Origin of the sequence: Bacillus tuaregi (assembly GCF_900104575.1) — a bacterium.
GTDB lineage: Bacteria > Bacillota > Bacilli > Bacillales > Cytobacillaceae > Bacillus_BD > Bacillus_BD tuaregi.
The window spans coordinates 3,669,830-3,690,604 of record NZ_LT629731.1; the positions used below are offsets into that span (position 1 = coordinate 3,669,830).

Annotated in this window: 17 protein-coding genes; 2 read left to right on the forward strand and 15 right to left on the reverse strand. The window is 38.3% G+C overall.

Annotation, left to right across the window (positions count from 1 at the left end; translation table 11 throughout):
- Positions 1–151 precede the first annotated feature (151 nt).
- From BQ5321_RS20105 to BQ5321_RS20165, 13 genes are all read right to left on the reverse strand, one after another.
- A complete protein-coding gene (locus tag BQ5321_RS20105; RefSeq protein WP_071396995.1) occupies positions 152–418 on the reverse strand; it encodes a phosphocarrier protein HPr in 267 nt (88 codons plus the stop codon).
- A gap of 288 nt (positions 419–706) precedes the next feature.
- Positions 707–2,728, reverse strand: coding sequence for a transketolase (gene tkt, locus BQ5321_RS20110; protein ID WP_071396172.1), 2,022 nt, complete (start codon positions 2,726–2,728; stop codon positions 707–709).
- A 47-nt stretch (positions 2,729–2,775) separates the two neighbouring features.
- Positions 2,776–3,735: a 6-phosphofructokinase gene (gene pfkA / locus BQ5321_RS20115; RefSeq protein ID WP_071396173.1), complete on the reverse strand. Its 960-nt coding sequence runs from the start codon at positions 3,733–3,735 to the stop codon at positions 2,776–2,778.
- A 24-nt stretch (positions 3,736–3,759) separates the two neighbouring features.
- Positions 3,760–4,434 (reverse strand): ribulose-phosphate 3-epimerase, encoded by a 675-nt coding sequence (locus tag BQ5321_RS20120; RefSeq protein WP_071396174.1) that lies wholly within the window; start codon positions 4,432–4,434, stop codon positions 3,760–3,762.
- Between the two features lie 256 nt (positions 4,435–4,690).
- Entirely contained in the window at positions 4,691–5,722 is a 1,032-nt protein-coding gene (locus tag BQ5321_RS20125) for a zinc-binding dehydrogenase (RefSeq protein ID WP_071396175.1), read from the reverse strand.
- 20 nt (positions 5,723–5,742) lie between these two features.
- Entirely contained in the window at positions 5,743–6,789 is a 1,047-nt protein-coding gene (locus tag BQ5321_RS20130) for a galactitol-1-phosphate 5-dehydrogenase (protein WP_071396176.1), read from the reverse strand.
- A gap of 124 nt (positions 6,790–6,913) precedes the next feature.
- Positions 6,914–8,185: a PTS galactitol transporter subunit IIC gene (locus tag BQ5321_RS20135; protein WP_071396177.1), complete on the reverse strand. Its 1,272-nt coding sequence runs from the start codon at positions 8,183–8,185 to the stop codon at positions 6,914–6,916.
- 87 nt (positions 8,186–8,272) lie between these two features.
- Entirely contained in the window at positions 8,273–8,551 is a 279-nt protein-coding gene (locus BQ5321_RS20140; RefSeq protein WP_071396178.1) for a PTS sugar transporter subunit IIB, read from the reverse strand.
- 117 nt (positions 8,552–8,668) lie between these two features.
- Positions 8,669–9,121, reverse strand: coding sequence for a PTS sugar transporter subunit IIA (locus BQ5321_RS20145; protein ID WP_071396179.1), 453 nt, complete (start codon positions 9,119–9,121; stop codon positions 8,669–8,671).
- 29 nt (positions 9,122–9,150) lie between these two features.
- Complete coding sequence (locus tag BQ5321_RS20150) at positions 9,151–11,199, reverse strand: BglG family transcription antiterminator (RefSeq protein ID WP_071396180.1); 2,049 nt, start codon at positions 11,197–11,199, stop codon at positions 9,151–9,153.
- A 230-nt stretch (positions 11,200–11,429) separates the two neighbouring features.
- Positions 11,430–13,070, reverse strand: a complete 1,641-nt coding sequence (locus BQ5321_RS20155) for a PhoX family protein (protein WP_084786869.1) — start codon at positions 13,068–13,070, stop codon at positions 11,430–11,432.
- A gap of 130 nt (positions 13,071–13,200) precedes the next feature.
- Positions 13,201–13,911 (reverse strand): response regulator transcription factor, encoded by a 711-nt coding sequence (locus BQ5321_RS20160; protein WP_071396181.1) that lies wholly within the window; start codon positions 13,909–13,911, stop codon positions 13,201–13,203.
- Entirely contained in the window at positions 13,908–15,503 is a 1,596-nt protein-coding gene (locus tag BQ5321_RS20165) for an ATP-binding protein (RefSeq protein WP_071396182.1), read from the reverse strand. The genes BQ5321_RS20160 and BQ5321_RS20165 overlap by 4 nt, the downstream gene beginning before the upstream one ends.
- A gap of 144 nt (positions 15,504–15,647) precedes the next feature.
- On the opposite strand from BQ5321_RS20165, the gene BQ5321_RS20170 reads away from it, so the two are divergent.
- Positions 15,648–16,694: a DctP family TRAP transporter solute-binding subunit gene (locus tag BQ5321_RS20170; protein ID WP_071396183.1), complete on the forward strand. Its 1,047-nt coding sequence runs from the start codon at positions 15,648–15,650 to the stop codon at positions 16,692–16,694.
- A 290-nt stretch (positions 16,695–16,984) separates the two neighbouring features.
- Entirely contained in the window at positions 16,985–18,271 is a 1,287-nt protein-coding gene (locus tag BQ5321_RS20175; protein WP_234978433.1) for a dicarboxylate/amino acid:cation symporter, read from the forward strand.
- Positions 18,272–18,313: 42 nt separating this feature from the next.
- Here the strand turns inward: BQ5321_RS20175 and BQ5321_RS20180 are convergent, their stop codons facing one another.
- The gene (locus BQ5321_RS20180) at positions 18,314–19,675 is read right to left on the reverse strand and encodes an alanine/glycine:cation symporter family protein (RefSeq protein ID WP_071396185.1); all 1,362 of its coding nucleotides are present in this window, start codon (positions 19,673–19,675) and stop codon (positions 18,314–18,316) included.
- Between the two features lie 345 nt (positions 19,676–20,020).
- On the reverse strand, positions 20,021–20,689 hold the full coding sequence (locus tag BQ5321_RS20185; RefSeq protein WP_071396997.1) for a GTP pyrophosphokinase: 669 nt from the start codon (positions 20,687–20,689) through the stop codon (positions 20,021–20,023).
- Positions 20,690–20,775: the final 86 nt, after the last annotated feature.

The window sequence follows — 20,775 nt, forward strand, 5'->3', positions numbered from 1 at the left end:
GCACACTCAAATAGTCCTACTTTAATACCAGACACAGTACACTTCTGTCCCAAACGAAATGTCAGCTGCTAATAAAAGCCAACACCGATGCCTTCCCATAAAAAAACAGTGTAATAGGAATGACCTATTACACTGTTCAGACGCTTATCATTTAGCTAATTAATTTATTTTCTTTCATTGTTTCAGTCAGTGCATTAATTACTTCTTGTTCATCTGCACCTGACGCAGTTACTGTTACCTCTGCACCTTTAGAAACACCTAGTGACATTACACCCATAATGGATTTTAAGTTAACGCTCTTCCCATTATATACAAGGCTTACATCTGAACTAAATTTGTTCGCTGTATTTACTAAAATGGTTGCAGGACGAGCATGAATTCCCGCCTCATCTGTAATAATAAATGTTTTTTCTGCCATGATTTCTAACCCCTTTTCCAGTTTATAGGTTAAAATTATTTTATTTTTAACCATAATTGCAATGTGCATTATGCCTATTGCACATTTCTCCTCTATTACAAAGGATAATGGTCAATATCTATTTTCTCCCTCGTAATGTATGGCTATTCCATACTTCTTATAAAAGAAATTTTTTGTACAAAAGGCTGCCGACATATATATTACCATACTCAAAAATATATTTCTTCTTTTTTTATCGTTTTTTAAAAATTATTTCTTTTCGTCATACGATATTCTATTTTCTAATTATTAATTAATTTTATCTGCTAAATTTTTAAAGGTATGAACCACATGTTCTACCGTAAATCCGTATTCCTGCATTAATTTATCCGCAGGAGCTGATGCTCCAAAATGATTAATCGTTATTTTCTCTCCATATTCACCGATATATTCTCTCCAGCCAAATGAAGAGCCTAATTCAATCGCAACTCTTGCAATCAGGTTCTTTGGAATGACGCTTTCTTTGTATTCCTTCGACTGGCTTTCGAATCGATCCCAGCTAGGCATACTAACTACAGAAACATATATCCCTTCTTTTTCAAGTGCTTTTTGAGCCTCTATTGCTAAGGAAACCTCAGAACCGGTTGCTAGTAGCAATCCTTCTGCATCTTCTGCAGCCTCTGAGATGACATAGGCTCCCTTCTTCACTCCTTCGTATGCCTTTTCATTACTAACATCAAGTGTCGGTAAATCCTGGCGAGTCAATACTAATGCCGTCGGCTGATCATTACTTTCAAGAGCTAAGCTCCAAGCAGCCACCGTTTCATTGGCATCAGCTGGTCTAATAACAGAAAGATCTGGCATCGCACGTAATGCTGCAAGGTGTTCGATTGGCTGATGTGTAGGACCGTCTTCGCCAACGGCAATACTGTCATGAGTAAATACATAGGTTACCGGTAGCTTCATTAATGATGCCAGACGAATAGCCGGACGAAGATAATCAGAAAATACAAAGAAGGTAGATCCAAATACCTTCACACCGCCGTGAAGCGCCATACCGTTTAATGCCGCTCCCATGGCAAACTCACGGACACCAAACCAAATATTACGTGCCGCATAACCATCAAGCGCGAAGTTCTTTTCGAAGGTCAGAAGGGTTTTGTTCGATCCCGCTAGGTCAGCAGATCCCCCGATTAGTTGAGGAATAGCCTTGGCAGCGGCATTGAGAATTTTACCAGATGAAGCTCTTGTTGCTAATTTGTCCCCGGCTGTAAACCCTGGTAATTCTGCCTTCCAGTTCTCGGGAAGCTCTCCCTTTATTGCCAGCTCTAATCTTCCGGCCAGTTCTGGATAGGCTGTTTGATACTCATTGAAAAGCTGATTCCAAGCGGCTTCTTTTTGCATGCCATCTTCCGCAATCAGTTTGAAATGGTCAGTCAATCCTTCAGGAACAAAGAACGGTGTCTCTGATTCCCAGTCATAGAATGCTTTTGTCAGCTTTGTTTCATCTGAACCAAGCGGCGCACCATGGGATGCAGCTTTTCCAGATTTATTTGGAGAACCAAAACCAATCGTCGTCTTAATTTCAATAAGCGTTGGACGCTCTAGGTCTAACTTAGCTTCTTGAATCGCCTTTTGAATCGCATCTAAATCATTTCCATCTTCTACACGGATGACCTGCCAACCATATGCTTCAAAGCGGTCTTCAACACTTTCAGAGAAGGAAAGCTTTAAATCACCATCTAATGAAATATCATTTGAATCATACATAACTATCAAGCGTCCAAGCTTTAAATGACCGGCAAGCGAGGCTGCTTCAGCTGATACACCCTCCATTAAATCACCGTCACCGCAAAGGCTATATGTGTAATGATCAATTAATGGATATTCTTCTGTATTATAGGTCTCAGCAAGATGACGTTCAGCCATTGCCATACCGACTGCCATCGCAATTCCCTGACCTAATGGTCCTGTTGTTGCATCAACTCCCGGAGTATGACCAAATTCCGGGTGACCTGGTGTTTTACTGCCCCATTGGCGGAAATTCTTCAAGTCATCCATTGTCACATCATAATTAAATAGATGTAATAGACTGTATAGAAGGGCAGAGCCGTGTCCTGCCGAGAGAATAAAACGATCTCGGTTAAACCAATTAGGATTCTTTGGATTATGGTTCATTTCCTTTGCCCACAATGTATAAGCCATTGGAGCTGCTCCCATTGTTATTCCTGGATGACCTGAGTTTGCTTTTTCAATTGCGTCTATTGATAAAACTCTAATCGTATTGACTGCCAGTTGATCTGTGCTTTGTTTTGTAATCGTTGTCACCATATTTTACACTCCTTAAGTTTGGATGATTGAAGTTATATTTTGTAAGCCTATATAGAAAGACTTTTAGCTAGATTATATACACACATATCGATAGCATGTTTATCTTTAGCAGCTTCTGCAAAGGGTAAATGAATTAATTGATTATTCTTCAATCCAATCATTACGCCTTTTTCGCCTTCTAGTAATAAATCCACCGCTTTTGCTCCCATTTGACTGCCCATCATTCGATCATACGAAGAAGGTGATCCCCCGCGTTGAAGGTATCCAAGAACAATGACTCTGGTCTTAAGTCCTGTTCTTTCTCTAATGGTTTGACTGATTACTTCTCCTTTACAAACACCCTCAGCTACGACAATAATGCTGTGCATTTTCCCGCGATTTTTTCCTTGCTGAATACGTACGATAATATCGTCAACATCATATTCAGCTTCTGGAATAATAATCGACTCTGCACCGGCACACACGCCTGCCCATAAGGCAATGTCGCCTGCATCACGTCCCATAACCTCAATGATGGTGGTACTCTCATGAGAGAAGGCAGTATCACGGATTTTATCTATCGCTTCAACTGCTGTGTTTACAGCCGTATCAAACCCAATCGTATAATCAGTCCCTGCGATATCATTGTCAATAGTTCCGGGAATTCCAATCGTTGGGAATCCACGGTCGGTTACTTTACCCGCCCCTTGGAAAGAGCCATCCCCACCGATCACAATCAAACCATCAATACCGGCTTCTTTTAAACTGGAGACAGCAAGCTGCAGACCTTCTTCTGTCTTGAACCTTTCACTGCGTGCCGTTCGAAGTATGGTTCCTCCGCGGTGGATAATATCACCTACACTACCAAGATTCATTTCTACAAAATCCCCTGCCATTAAACCTTTATATCCATTCCTTACTCCGTATACATTAATACCCTTAAAGATTCCTCTTCTAACAACCGCACGAATGGCAGCATTCATCCCTGGTGCATCTCCACCACTGGTTAAGATGGCTATCTTTTTCACCCTTTACCTCTCCTTATGTCATAATCAAATTCGCCTTTTCTCAAACAGCTCTCTTATTTCGTTGACCTTTTGTTCATATGTACCCTTTTGATGGTTAAAAAGAGCAGATGTACCTAGTACAAATACATTAGCACCCCTATCAATTAAGGCAGGTACCGTTGTTACATTGATATTACCGTCCACTTCAATAAGAGGCTTATTTTCCATTGTTTCAATCAACTTAGAGAGCACTACTAATTTTTCTAGTACGTGATGATTAAACCTTTGACCGGCAAAGCCTGGATTAACCGTCATGATTAGCAGCATTGGAACCATTGATAAATAGGGTTTAATCATTTCAATCGGACTCTCAGGATTTACAGCTAAGACAGGCTCAATCCCATAACCTTTAATTTTCTCAATATCCTTCTCAATTTGCTCACATACCTCAACGTGAAAAGAGATATACTTTGGCTGAAGGGGGGCAAACATATCAATATATTTTGATGGCTGTTCCGTTGCTAAATGAATATCAAGCGGAATACTCGTTCGTTCCTTAATTTGTTCAAGTACATATGGACCCATTGCCAAATTATTTACAAAGCTACCGTCCATAACATCACAATGAAGTAGATCAACTGCTGCTTCTTCTAACTTTCGAAGCTCCTGTCCAAGGTTAAGTTGATCACCGCACATAATAGATGCTGCGATGGAATGCATGCTTTCGCCTCCTTTTAGGAGAATGATAAGATTGATATGTTAATAAGGTGATTTACCCATTAAAGCCCTTTCACAATACAATAGTATCATTCGAAACATCTAAATTGGATGCGGTTTCATCCCATAAAATGTCCCAGGGACTGTATCTGACTGTGATGAAAAATGCAGCGTACGAAGGCCTAGTTCATAAATAATATAAAAAACCCGCTGACATGAAATCAGCGAGCTCCCATTAAGATGATGTCATTCTACTAGATTAAGACTCTACTAATACTTTAATTTCATTCCCTGCCATTACCGCATCAAAACCTTCACGCCAATCTTCAAGTGGAACGACCTTTGTCACCATTTTATCAACAGCAATCTTGTTTTCTTTTAATAGGTCTAAGGCAAGTAACCAAGAGCTTGGTTTCTGCGAACGGCTTCCAATATAAGTAATTTCTCTTTGGATAATTGAATCTTGATTTTGCTGGTTTAATTTTTCGGCAAAAAGACCAACCTGCACAAAGGTTCCTTTTTTCTTCACTAATGGTAAACCTTGATTTAACGCAGGAACGGCTCCAGAGCACTCAAATACTTTATCGACGCCATATCCATTTGTATGCTTTAAAACAACCTCTTCTAGATTTTCCTTAAGGCTGTCGACAATCACATCTATTCCCATTGATTGGGCTAATTCTAAACGAGGCATATCTTTCGTAATACCGGATAGAATAACAAATGCTCCTTGCGCCTTTACCACTTGGGCTAATAATAAACCAATGGGTCCTGGACCAAAGATAAGTACTTTATCATTTTGATTCACGGTCGTTTTTTCTAACGCAGCATGAACACAGCATGCAAGTGGTTCAGTTAATGAAGCGGCCATCAAACTAATTTCCTCTGGTAATACATGGACACTTTCTTCACGTGATATAACATATTCAGCAAAGCTTCCATTAATTTGCGTACCCAGTCCTTTACGGTTTGAGCATAGATTATAGTCTTTTTCTAAACAATATTCACATTCTCCACATGTAGTAAACGTAGTTTGACTTGTTACCCGGTCCCCGACCTTCACATTCTTAACATCTGTACCAACTTCAACTACAACACCAGAAAACTCATGTCCCAGTACAACCGGTAGCGTAGGATTAGCATATTCGCCCTTGAAGGTATGAATATCAGAACCACATATACCTGTATAAGCAACTTTTATTTTTACTTTATCATCCTTTGCTGCTGGTTCTGGAATATCTACTAATGACATATTGTCATATCCAACTTCATTTTTCATAACTGCTTTCATTCCAATTACCCCGCTTTCACTTATTTCTCATTTGGTTTAATCATTACTTTGCCATACGGCTCTTCACGATTGATCATCATATTAAATGCTCTTTGTGTATCTTCAAGCTTAAATCGATGTGAAATCAATTCCTTAAGATTGATTTTTCCTTTATTAATAAAGTCAATACTTGTTATCCATTCTTCACCAGGAAACGGTGCGGAATAAGAATTCCAAAAGCCCTTAAGAGTTAATTCTCTTCTGAAGATATTTTCAAATGCTTTCTCTGAAAGATGAACATCTGAATAGGCAATGCCTAAATACCCTACTTTACCCTTCTTTCTAGTAATCAGAAGACATTGTTCTTGGGTTATTTTTGAGCCGGCACATTCTAAAGCAATATCCACCCCAAGGCCATTTGTATATTCGTTTATTTTTTCAAGTAAGTCTTCCTTAACAGGATTGATTGATTTGTCACAGCCTCGATTCACGGCCTCCTGCAGCTTTTCGTCAGAAATATCAATTGCAATGATTTTTTTGATTCCTGCTATTTTCAACCATTCTATCGCTAGCATGCCGATTGTCCCTGCTCCAAAAACAGCTGCTATATCACCAATCCGCGGTTCAATTCCTAATACACCATGAAGGGCAACTGCAAGCGGTTCTACCATCGCTGCTTCTTCATAATCCATATCACCGATTGGAAGTACATTTGAAGCTTTGACATTGACGTATTCTGCAAATGCACCAAAGGATTTTGAACCAATCATTCCATAATTTTCACAGAGAGAAAATTGTCCTCTTAAGCAATACTCACATTTATGACAAGGCTCAAACGGAACACCTAGAACGCGGTCACCAATTTGGTAATTTGTCACATCAGATCCTTTTTCAACAATATAGCCTGAAAACTCATGACCCATAATGGCCGGTAATGCATACTTCCATTGACTGGTCATTTTATGAGTATCTGAACCACAAATGCCAACAGCCATAACCTTGATTTTCACTTCATCTGCTTTACAAGCATCTATTTCAATATCTTGATATACAATTTTGTTTTCAGAATATAACACTGCTGCTTTCATCCTTTTACCTCCTTACAACCTATCTAGATACTGCCCTAAAACTCATAAGACAAAATGTCTTTTGAACATTTTGTCTTATCGAGTGAAATGAATATATAAACCAATTGAATATTAGTGTTAATGATTAAAAAATTGCATGCCATGCCTGAGATAATTTTAGGATTAACCAGTTTAACAAGTTACCGCCAAGGTCTAAGCTTGAAATTTCAGTAGCACCGCCAGGAGCAGTAAATTGAGCACCTTCCATTAAGAGCGTGTGTACTTCAGCAAAGTTTGTTGCCATCCATAGCGATAAAGCAACCATGACCGAGCCTGCAATGACTGAATGAATAATGTTTCCTCTTAGGAAAGCAACTACGAATGCAATATAGAATGGAATCGTTGCCAAATCACCAAATGGCAATACTTTGTTTCCTGGTAAAATAATCGCGATGAAGATTGTGATAGGTACTAAAATTAATGCTGTTGCGATAACAGACGGATGACCTACTGATAAGGCTGCATCTAAACCGATATATACTTCACGATCTCCATAACGCTTTTGCAGGAAGTTACGTGCTGCTTCAGAGATTGGAATTAAACCCTCCATTAGGATTTTCACCATACGAGGCATTAAAAACATAACAGCTGCCATTGAAATCGCAATTTGTGTTACGCCGCCAACATCATAACCTGCTAATAAACCAATAACTGCACCGAGAATTAATCCCATCATCATTGGTTCACCGAAGATACCGAAGCGCTTTTGAATGGATTCTGGGTCTGCATGTAATTTACCAAGACCAGGGACTTTTGTGATTAACCAACCAACTAGAATACCAATAGGACCAAACGCTGCTGTTGAACCTGTTGGAAGAGAGATTCCTTCAAGCCCAAAATACTTTTGAATTAAAGGAGCAGTCCAGTCAGCAATTTTTAATACTAAAATTTCATAAATAATTGCCATTATGATTGCTACTACCCAGCTATTTGTAACGATATATCCTGTCGCACCTGCTGCAATAAAGTGCCAGTAGTTCCAAATATCAATATCCAATGTTTTTGTCCATTTAAGCATTAGCAATACAATATTTACTATTAAACAAATTGGAATTAAAATAGCTGCTACCGGTGAAGCCCAAGAAGCTGCTGCTGCTGCTGGCCACCCAGCATCAATAACAGTTAGGTTTAAACCAAAGCGTTCAACCATCTGTTGAGCAGCTGGTCCTAAGTTCCCTGTTAATACGCCAATAACTAAGTTAATACCCACGAACCCAATACCAATCGTAATACCTGATTTGAATGATGTTTTGAATCCAGTGCCGAAGAGTAATCCGATAATTAAAATAGCGATAGGCAAGATGACAGTTGGACCCAAATTTAACACGTATTGGACGCCTGCTAATAAACTTTCCATATGTTAACCCCCACATTTCTATAAGAGATATAATTCTATGAAGCAAGGAGGAGAATTGATTTGCATCAATTCTCATGTAAATCTATCTTATTTAAGTTGATCAAGAATCTTTTTATCTAATGCTTCCATGCCAATTCCAGTAATATAAGCTGTCGCAATGATAGCTGGTATATCATATGTTGTTGGTAAAATGGTAGTAGAAACGATCAAATCAGCACCAGCTTGACGGGATTTTACCTCTGCGATTTTACATTGCACAACTTCTGCATTCACATTATTTTCCTTTAATAGATTTTCTACTTTATTACAAACAACTGTTGACGTTGCAATACCTGCTCCACATGCTACAAGAACTGTTTTTTTCATGATTTATTCCTCCAATAATTTGATGTTTTTTATTTTAGTAGCTTATTACTTTTATTTATAAAATCATTCTTATGAATGAAATTACCGTTATGATAGAAAATCATATATCAATTGAAGCTATTTCAAAATAGCTCGAACCTCTTCACTGCTCTTTGCTGCTAACAGAGCTTCGACATTACTTTGCTCTTGAATAATCGCGATTAGCTGCTGTAGGGTTTCAATCTGGCTATGAGGCTGATTTAAACCGAGCATCATCACGACCTTTACATCTGTAACCTGACTAGCATCATCCATTAAATGAAAGCTGATTGGATTTTCTAAGGTAGCTACAGCAATGAATTGTTCCTTTACAAATTCTGGATCGGTGTGTGGGATTGCTACACTATAGTCACCAATCTTTAAACCTGTTGGAAAAATAGCTTCACGTTCTTTAATCTTGGTTAAGAACATATCATCCACATACCCATATTTTTTTGCTTCGTTAAACATAACTTCAAAGAAGTTATCCTGGTTAGAACATGATAACTGAAGCTTTATCAGTTCATCTTTTATAAATTGTTCAAGGGCCAAGGGGATCCTCTCCATTCTTCTATTCAGCTTTATTTCGAATACGTTTTTATCATTTCATATATCTCTTCACCATTCATGGTAACCATGCTGTTAACAGCCTCGTCAGAGCTTGCCAATTTCATTAGTTGCAACAATGCATTTAAATGCTGGTTCTTATCCACAGCAGCAATCACCACAACAAAATGAAATTTCTTTCCATCTTCAAGTGTTAATCCATCCTGAATTTTCAGCAGGCTCATCCCAACTTTATTGACCCCGTCCTCAGGACTTGCATGTGGAATCGCAATATTTCTACCGAGAACAATATGTGGTAAAGCGGTTGGATATAAACCTTTCATGACATCCACATAACCTTCTGTGATTACTCCGCTGTCTAAAAGAGGCTTTGAGCTAATTTCAATAGCCTGCTGCCAGCTCTCAACATGGTCAATAGTAATCATCGTTTCTTGATTAATGAAATCTGACAATGAATAGCTTGTCTTTTGCTCATGCTCTCCAGTACGTTTACAAGTAAAAAACTCTTGCAGGTCTTTTGCTAATGCCTGTTTATCTTTAATTTTGGCATTTTTCTCAATCACTGTGATTAATTGCTCCACATTAATGACATTAGTGTTAAGTCCGAATATTTCCCTCATAACCCTTTGACGCAGCTGTAGTTTTTCAAATTCAGTCATTAATCCACTGACAATATATAGCTTTTTATCCGTCTGAATCGGCACCGGTGAAAACACAATATCTGTTTCTAGCTTTTGCTGCTGATACTCTCGGATTGAAAATGCATCATAAAAGTAGAATTCAGGAAATAAATCTCGCAGTGTATTTTCCATTAGCTTTGAAATAGATACACCATTCGGGCAAACAACCACTGCTTTCTTTTTAATATGAATGGTTTCACCGCTATTAATTAAATGTCCACCAATCATAATAGTAATGAAAGCCATTTCAATTTCCGGTATGTCACATTTAATATAATCTTCTACCGGTTTCATTGAGTCTTTCACGATATAGTGAATGGCTTCAAACTCTTCACTAACCTTTTCAAGCATGGAATAATTTGTTGTCAGATGATATTTAATCCGGTAGTATGCCGGTTTCATATGCAGCATTAATTTATCCAGAAAAGCTTCCTTATCCTTCAATTGCACAATAGCTTTTCTCTCGAATTCCTCGAGACTTTCCTTTAATGCCTGCCTAAACTGCGGTAATTCTCTGTTTGTTAAAAATTGCTTTGACAATACATTTGAAGTAAGCAACTGCAAGGTGATAAAAAGCCGTTCTGCTTTTGGTATTTCACCTAGTTCCTCCACTAATACTTCAACAGCCTCAAATTCCTTCGTATCCGACAATGCTTCATAATCAATATGATAAAAGTCGTCAATCAATTTACCTCTTGTAATCCGTCTAAATAAAATAGCTATCATGTATTTCAACAGCTTAATTCTTTCATCACTGAACTTTAGATTCAGGCGTGATTCTACTTTTTCATTTAGAACTCTAAGTTTTTCAACCTCTTCCGAAGAAATTTCTAATAATTTTTGGAGATACCATTCACTGTTATAGGTACTGAAAGTCTCTTGTAATAAATCGACTAATAGTTTTCTTTTATGCCACTCGCTTCCTGAGATGTCATATCCGTATAATCTAGAATAAATAATTTCCAAGTGATACTCTCGAATGATTGATTGCGCATATTTTAAATCTCTGAGAATGGTATTCTTACTTACATCAAGTGCACTTGTAAAATGAACTAATGATAATTCCTCTGCACTGCCTAGCAACATTAATAAGATGTAGGTTGCACGTTCCTTTTCAGAAGGAATATAGCTTTTTTTTCTTAATGTAGAATCCATACTATCCTGAAATAAATCAAGAATTGTTGGATTAATAATCATTTTCCCTGTATTCGTTCGCTTGATAATTGGATAGTTATTAGCCTCTAGCCAATCATTGATTTTTTGGAAACTATAATTAATTTGTCTTCTTGATAGCTGAAATTTTTCTTCTAATTGCCCATTTGATATTTCAGGGTTACCAAGAACTTCTTTTAGTAGCAGGTTACTCCTTTCATCCAAGTACATCAGTGCATCCCTCCTTACTGACTTTAGTTTATCAAGGTTTCATTGAAATTTGAATGCGGTTTCATAACCAAGTATTGTTTGTGAATTGTATCACATGATGATGTGGACACAAAGTCTAATATCAGTATTTTCTCTAAATTATTAGATAGCTATACAAAACCTTTATATATAGATAAAAAAGAGGCCCGTCTATATAACGAGTCCTCTTAAAGTAAGGATTACAGCGTTTCTTAAAATCCAGTAATCGCAATTACACCTGGTCTTGGCATTGTGTCACCTTTTCGGTGCGGCCACATACTAGTTGGATTATTAGCATCCTTTGTCCCTTCACCCGGATGTTGGATCGCTAGAAATAAGGTCGTTTCATCAGGAGTAAAGCATGGTCCGGTCATTTCCGCATCTACAGGACCTGAAGCAAATTGATAGGCTTCACCCACTTCTTCCTCTTTCACGTTCTTATAAGCTACAGTTGGGATGACAAACAAGCCGTTATTTTTGAAGTGCTTATGGATCCCTTTATTTAAGCTGCTTGAAGAAATATCTGTTACCGTCCAAAGGTTTGCTTGGCTGTCAAAGGTTAGGTTATCTGGTGCACTGAAGCCGCTTTGCTTTCCACCAGCTGCAAAAATTTCAAAATCGAAGGTTAATGAGCCAAGATTATTATTGTCTTCAATAAATCTTGTAATATGTCCATGGAAATTCCCATGTTTATCGTTATTTGTATGAGCAATAAAGATGGTTTGATCAAACGGAGAAATCTCAACGTCCTCTGGACGGTCTGTTGGTGTTCCTCCAATTATTTTAGATGCTTCATCCGCATATACTAAAACATCCGCTTGTGTATGATATTTAGCCTCAAGCTCTGCATTTCCTTTAATTGCTTCCCTTACATTTTCAAGAGTCATGGCTACCCATTGTCCTTTTTTCATATTAGCAACATATAGGGTTCCAACTTCAAGCAGTTTAGAATTCTCTCTTCCAGCTGATTTCTCATACTTACCATGACTAATATACTTATAAACACATGCATCTTTAACATCGTCACCCATGTATACGGCAATGCGGCCATCATTTGTTAGACCCATTGCCGCATTTTCATGGTGGAAGCGTCCTAATGCCGTATGCTTACGGACTTGGAAATCGGGATCGAACGGATCGACTTCAACAATCCAGCCATAATGCCTTTCATCAAGGTTAGCCGCTTCGCATGTATCTTCATAGTTTTCTTCAGCTGAAAGGACTGTATTCCATAGCGTTTTACCGCCAGAACAGTTGGCAAATGTACCTTTTACTTCCTTAGCTAAACTTGATGCTGGTCCTGTTAAAGTAAAAGGAGTCAAACCAGATACTCGACGGGCAATGGTTGAATCTGAAACCATTTTCCAGCCGCCTTTTCTATCACCCTTCACCTCGATGATCGATCCACCTTGAACATAAAGCATCTGTTCAATTTGCTTTGCTGAGTATTTACCATTTGAGTCCGGTTTACCTTGAACAAAGATATCACTTGAATATTCATGATTTACCCAAAGTAAGCCATGGTTATTCGATCCATTGATTGGAAAATATTGAGTGAAATCACTGTTAAAGCCAAATGTATCATCATTTTTATTGATGACGTCTCCGTAAGCAGCCACTACTTCATATTTATATCCCTTTGGGAGAATAACATCATCTGCATCAGACGGTTCAATTGGTTTGAAGGTTAAACCAGATACTTTTTTATTGAATCCAAAGAGATTGTTTGCAGCATCCCTGCCTTTTGCCTCTACTTTTGGTGCTAGCCCACCTAGACCAGTTGATGCTACCGTTAAGGCCGCTGCCCCTGTCCCTACATATGTTAAAAATTTACGACGGTTAATTTCTGTCACGTTAGTACCCTCTTTTCAATGATTTATTACTCTTTCTTTAATAAAATGGTAATAGATAATTGTTAAGAGAATAGTAAGGACAAATTAAGAGATTCTAAATATTTGTATATTTTTTTACAGTACTGTAAATCTAGTTTAATCTGCTAGAACTCCGACCTTTATATAGGTATTTATTGATTGGACGGCCAATCCCGCCATAATAGATATCCAGCTCTACTTTCCCACATTTCTCGAGGAAATCTAAATATCTTCTGACAGTCACTCTTGCCAGCCCTACTCCTTCCGCAACCTCTTCTGCTGATAGCAGTTGGGAGCAGCTGGATAAATATTCCGTAATCTTATCCAATGTCAATTGATTTAATCCCTTTGGCAGTGTTTCATTGTCCTCATGACCACCCGATTTGGCAGTCTCTAGCTTCAAAAAGATCACATCTAATTCCGCTTGTGAAACATTTTCCTTTTCTAAGAGCTGTATTCGAAACGCCCGATAGTTTTCAAGTGATTTTTTGATTCTCTCAAACTTAAATGGCTTTACAATATAATCATATGCTCCATTTTGAATAAAGGAGCGAACGGTTTCCCTATCACTTGCCGCTGTAACCGCAATAATATCAACCTTATGGGCTTCTGTTCTTATTTTAGTCAGGGTCTCCAATCCATCTAAATCAGGCATGTACACATCCACCAAGGCAAGGTCGGGCTTTAATTCTCTTATCATTTCTAGTCCCTGCGCTCCATTATTGGCTGTGCCAATTACCTGAAAGCCGTTCACTTGATCGACAAACTGCCGATTCACTTCCTGTACCATGAGATCATCCTCTATTAAGACGACTTTAATCATTCTCCATCACCCATTTCAAATGTTATCGAAAAAGTCGTTCCTTCATCTAACCTTGATTCGACATGGATTACGCCGTTCCCCTTTTCAACGATTTGTTTTATTAAATAAAGACCAATACCCCGGCCTGTCGTGGAGATTTTTGACGTATATCCTTCTTTAAAAATTAGCGGTAGCTTGTCCTTTTCAATGCCGCAGCCGTTATCCTCTACCAATATATTTAACAGCTTATCATTTTCCTGGATACTGACATAAATTTGTTTACTGTCTTCCGGACTGTTTTTAAAAGAATCAAAGGCATTTTCAATCAAATTACCAAGAATAAGAACAAAATCATGCTGGTCCATCAGCTTCGGAAACCTTGTTAGGATACTATGACGATCAATTTCCACATGAATCCCAAGTTCTCTCCCACGACTGACCTTTCCAATCAACAAGCCTACCAGACTATCATCTCCGATTTTACTGCTGAGAAATCGGGTAAGCTCTCCTTGTTCTTCTGTTGCCTCAAATACATACTCTAACGCTTTATCATTTTTTCCAAGCTGGATTAAACCCGCTATCGTATGAAGCTTATTCATATGCTCATGATTTTGGGCCCGCAGTGCGCCTACGAAAGCCTTTACGCCGGTTAACTCTTCAGCGAGTTTTTTCACCTCGGTGCGGTCTTGAAAAACAGCTATAGCCCCAACTGTGTTCCCATTTACCTTAATCGGTATGCGATTACTGACAATAGCAAGATTTCGGATATGTAAATCCTTATTATAGACAGGCTTATTAATCTCTAAGATTTCTGGAAGATAGGAATCAGGTAAAACAGAAGTCACTTCCCTGCCAATGACCTCACCTTCCACACCCAGCATTTTCTTGGCCTTTTCATTAAAAATGGTGATGACTTGATTATTGTCAATTGCAATTATACCTTCCTGCATCGCATTAAAGGACTCGGTCCTTTCCACGAGAATACGGGCTATCTCCTCAGGCTCAAGCTTAAACATCTGCCTTTTGATATGTCTTGCTAAAATCCAAGCACCCCATGCACTAAATGCTAACGTAATACCTGCTGTTAGAAATAACTGCATCTTTAATGAAGAAAGCATGGCAAGAATTCCAGGCAACTTGTACCCGACGATCACGACACCGATTTGCTGATGAGCGTTGTTCATTATGGGCACAAACGCCCTAATTACAGTGCCGATTTCTCCCTTCGCTTTAGAGGTGTAGCTGTGCTCTGTAAAGGAAGGACCTTCATCTGCACTAGTGGAAGGCGTTCCGATAAGCTCAGCATTCGGGTGTGTTAGGCGGATGCGCTCCATATTCAAAATGACAATATAATCGGCATTATTAATAATCCTGAGTCTCTCAATTATTCTGGAAATATTTGAATCCGCATCAGGCTGCTCTCCCAAATGATCAATCATATTTGGCAGTTCTGCAACGGTTCTTGCTGTCAGTAATGAACGTTCTTTTACCTCATATTCCTGCTCCCGTAGAAACTGTCCTATCAGGATAACCCCTAAAAGAACTAATGAAAACCATACAATATAAATTATTAGACTAGTCATTTTCCATTGAATGGATGAACGAAGCTTCATAAGGTAACCCTTTCAGTTAATAGCATTCTATATTTATAATATCATGCAACCAAGTCACTACAGAAAGAAAAATGATATGATTAGATTACTGATTGTCTCTATTTACAGAGCTTCAATTAAATTGTTTAAAAGAGGGAATAAACGATGAAGCACTTTATCATAGCCAGTTTGCTTACAATCCTTGGATTAATTGTCTTTATACTAGTTGATACAGAAACCATCTTCCCTCAGGAAAAAATGACCGTTGATGAAGAGCAGCATGGATTAAAAGAGCAAATCCACATTGTGTTTAGTCATGTTGTAGCCGAAAATACCCCAAAGGGGCTGGCTGCGCAAAAGTTCGCTGAACTTGTCTACGAAAAAACAGGCGGCCGGGTAAAAGTCGAGGTCTATCCAAATGGAATTCTTTATTCAGATACTGAGGAACTCAAGGCACTAAACGCTGGGGAAATACAGATGATTGCACCAAGCTATAGTAATATGACAGAGGTCGTACCAGAGTGGAGGATACTGGACCTTCCTTTCCTATTTCGTGATTATGACCATGCAAAGGCTGTTTTTACAGGAGAAACAGGCAAAGAGCTGCTTCAGTTTCTTGATAACAATAATATGAAGGGATTAGCTTTCTGGAGTAACGGCTTTAAACAAATGACAAGCAGCGTACACCCCTTACGTGAACCCGTAGATTTCAAAAATCTAACCTTCCGGGTTATGTCTGGCGATATACTAAAAAGACAATTCCAATTACTTGGAGCAAAGCCAGTTACAGCTTCCTTTACAGATGTATACAGTTCACTTGAAAACCATCAATTTGACGGTCAGGAAAATACCATCTCGAATATCTATTCAAAGGGACTTTATCAATTCCAGCCTCATTTAACGTTAAGCAACCATGGTTACCTAGGTTATAGTGTTATTATTAATAGTGAATTTTGGAACAGTATCCCTGCGGTTATCCAAAAACAGATTATAGAGGCGATGCATGAAACCACATTATGGAATATGGAAGAATCGAAAAAAATGAACGAAGCTCAATTAGAGAAAATGAAGGAACAAGCTGATATCTCCATATATGAACTATCAAATGATTCCAAAGCACGGTGGATGACTAAGTTTCAACCTCTTTATCAAGAGGTTGAGAGATATATGTCACAGGAACTACTAAATCAGATTAGAAAATCAACCTATTAGAATTTTATTACTTTAAACGGTTCGCAAGCGAACTGTTTTTTGTTATATAACACAAATAGAATAAACCGCTTTCATTTCCCGTTCCTAAAAATACACCTCGAAAAATAATTGAAAATACGATACTCTCCCCTGTTGCATAACAACTTAAGACCAAAAAGAACAAAAAGAACAATATTACCATAATATTAGGTTGATACAATAGTCTGATAATATAGAAAACAGTTACAAAACGTTCACAAATAAGGATAGTAGAAAACAAAGGGAATAATAAATAAAAGGGGGATATGCATTTGAAAAAGCTGTTGAACAATTTAACAGTTCGGGTAGTGATTGGGATTTTATTAGGGATAGCTATTGGTTTTATTTTCCCTGAGTTTGGAGCCAAGCTGAAAGTGCTTGCTGATATTTTCATTAAATTAATTAAAATGGTGATTGCACCTATTATTTTCTTCACAGTGGTCATTGGAATAGGAAGCATGGGCGATCTTAAAAAAGTAGGAAGAATTGGCGGAAAAGCCCTGCTCTACTTTGAAGTGATTAGTACATTTGCTCTTGCCATTGGGCTTTTAGTTGTTAGTTTGCTTCAACCAGGAAAAGGCTTTAACATCAGTGCAGTAGCGGGCGGCGATGTCTCGCAATACACTTCACAAGCTGCTGAATCTGAACATGGATTTATGTCCTTTATTATGAGCATCATCCCAGAAAATGCAGTTGCAGCCTTAGCCGGTGGCGAACTGCTTCCAATATTATTCTTTGCCATATTATTTGGAATTTCAATGGCTGCGATGGGCGAAAAAGCAGCACCGGTTGTTTCGTTTTTTGAAAAAATCTCTGAAGTCTTCTTCGGTATTGTCAACATCATCATGAAATTTTCTCCAATCGCTGCTTTTGGTGCCATGGCTTACACCATCGGTAACTTTGGTCTTGGGTCACTTGTTTCACTCGGAAAACTGATGGGTTCCGTTTATATTACGATGTTTCTGTTTGTTGTCTTCATTTTAGGTGCAGTAGCTAAGTTTTATAAATTTAATATTTTTAAATTTATTGCCTATATTAAAGAGGAAATTCTACTTGTATTAGGAACCTCATCATCTGAGTCAGCACTTCCAAAGATGATGGAGCGTTTAGAAAAGTACGGTTGTTCAAAATCAGTTGTCGGCCTAGTAGTTCCAACAGGATATTCTTTTAATTTGGACGGGACGGCCATTTATCTGTCAATGGCGGCTATCTTTATCGCACAGGCTTACGGAGTCGACCTTACAATATGGCAGGAAATTACTTTATTAGGAATCCTCATGTTAACCTCAAAGGGTGCTGCAGGGGTAACTGGTTCAGGCTTTATCACACTTGCCGCCACTCTAGCTGCTTTCCCAATGATTCCAGTAGAAGGAATCGCCCTATTGTTAGGTGTTGACCGTTTCATGTCTGAAGCCAGAGCGATCACTAATCTAATTGGTAACGGCGTTGCCACTGTTGTTGTTTCAAAGATGGAAAATGAATTCCAGGTACCTGCAGAGGAAAACGTAACAGAAGCTGAAAGAAGTCTGTCAAGAAGAGAGGAACAGGCAGTTATCTAAAACCAAAGAAAGCACCAGCTTTTTACAAGCCGGTGCTTTCCTTTATACGGAAGCTCCCTTTGATTCATTTTGCTGAGCAATTTCCTCTGCCCTAATCCTTCTGAATTCCTTCGTTTGAGCGACCACCACACCCGATAATGCAACGAGTCCAATTAAGTTTGGAATCGCCATTAAGGCATTAAAGATATCTGCAATTGTCCAGACTAAACCTAAATTCATGCCTGCACCGACTAAAACTGATAATATATACACAACTCGGTAGGCTGTAATAGATTGATCACCAAATAAATACTCAAAGCATTTCTCACCATAATAGGCCCAACCTAAAACAGTAGAATAAGCAAAAAAGATAATACCAATTGTAACAATCCAACCTCCGCCAGGAAGCAAGGCAGCAAAAGACTCTGTTGTTAAGGCAGCTCCGGTTAAATCACCGTTACCAATATATAACCCACCCATAACCAAGGTGATTCCAGTAATGGAACATACAACAATCGTATCTAGAAATGTACCTGTCATCGAGATAAGCGCTTGACGACCCGGATGGTCCGTTTTTGCAGCCGCTGCCGCAATCGGCGCTGAACCCATACCTGCTTCATTGGAGAATACACCACGTGCTACCCCCCAGCGAATAACCGCTCCAATAGCCCCCCCGGCAACCGCCTGTCCTGTAAACGCATCTGTAAAAATAAGTCCCAAAGCAGAAGGCAACAAATTGACATTTAATAAGATGATAACTAGTCCACCAGCAACATATAATACGGCCATGATTGGAACAAAAAATGAGGTTACTTTACCAATACTTTTAATTCCCCCTAGTATAACAAGGGCAGTGAATATCGTTAAAATAATTCCAGTAATCCAAGGATTTAATCCAAAGCTAGACTCTACAGCCGCAGCGACAGAGTTTGATTGTACAGAGCTTCCAATTCCAAAGGCAGCAATGGAACCAAACAGAGCAAATAGTACGGCCAACCACTTCCAACCCAGTCCTTTTTCAATAAAATACATCGGTCCGCCGGCCATTTGACCATTCTTTCCTACGACACGATATTTCACTGCAAGAATGGCCTCAGAGTATTTGGTCGCCATTCCTACAAGTGCTGTCACCCACATCCAGAAAACCGCTCCCGGTCCTCCAAGAACTACAGCGGTCGCAACCCCGGCTATATTTCCGGTACCAATCGTAGCAGCCAATGCAGTCATCAAGGATTGAAAATGAGAAATATCCCCTTCAGAGGTACGATCTTGTTTTTTAGTAAAAGCCAGCTTTAGTGCATAAGGCAAACTACTGAACTGATAAAACCCTAGACGGAAGGTAAGAAACAGCCCTGTTCCAACAATTAGAATAAGCGTCGGAGGACCCCAAACAATATCACTCAACTTGGTTAAAAACTCTGTCATTCTTTCCACCAACCTCTCATTTTTATTCAACTATCTGTGTAGTCAAAGCTGTTATTCTAAGTATGGAAAAACAATCTAACGACTTAATTGATGAATCACCACCCTTTTATTTAATTTTCTGAATTTTAAATCTACTACAATTATATTTAAACTTTCTATTAATAACAATAAATATATGCAATAATTAATATTATTGTTATATAACAGTTTAAATCATTTAAAATAAATATATAACACAAGTTATATTCAGTCAATTAATATATTATAAAATTTTTAAACAATATAAAAAAACGAGTAATAAATCACTCGTTTTTACGTCAAAGACTTGATTTGTTTCCAAGTCTACTAGTTTATAAGATCAACTTCATCACGAATTCTTTTCATTTTTTCATCTAAATCATGTGCCGCCTCTGCTGCCATTTTTAATTCCTGTCGCAGCTCATCAGGTATTTCTTTATCAAATTTATAGTAAATCTTATGTTCTAAACTAGCCCAAAAATCCATGGCAATGGTTCGAATCTGAATTTCTACTTTCACCTTTTTCACATGATTAGATAGAAAGACAGGTATTTCAACGATTAAATGGAGGCTTTTATAACCATTGGCTTTTGGCTGTTTTATATAATCCTTGACTCGTATGACTTCGATATCATCCTGTCTGCTAATCGCCTCGAATAGAGTATAAATATCGGAAATAAAAGAACAGGTAATTCGGACACCCGCAATATCATGAATATGCTCAAGTGCATGACCAATTGTAATGTCCAATCCCTTTCGCTTTAGCTTCTTGACAATACTTGCCGGACTTTTAATTCTAGATTTCATATGCTCAATCGGATTATGGTTATGAATATGCTGATATTCTTCATTTAGTATATTTAGCTTCGTATTGATTTCATCAAGGGCAAACTTGTAAACAAAAAGCTGTTCTTTCCATTCAGTCAGATTGGATTGCAGATTCTCAGCTTCAAATATTTTCTTCTTCAGTAATCCCATTTCTTCTGTTGGTATCATCAAGGTTGATAGGTCTCCTTTGGTTTCCTGTATACTTTTTCAGCATTAACACCAAGCTGTCTTAATACCTCTATAATTTGATCAAT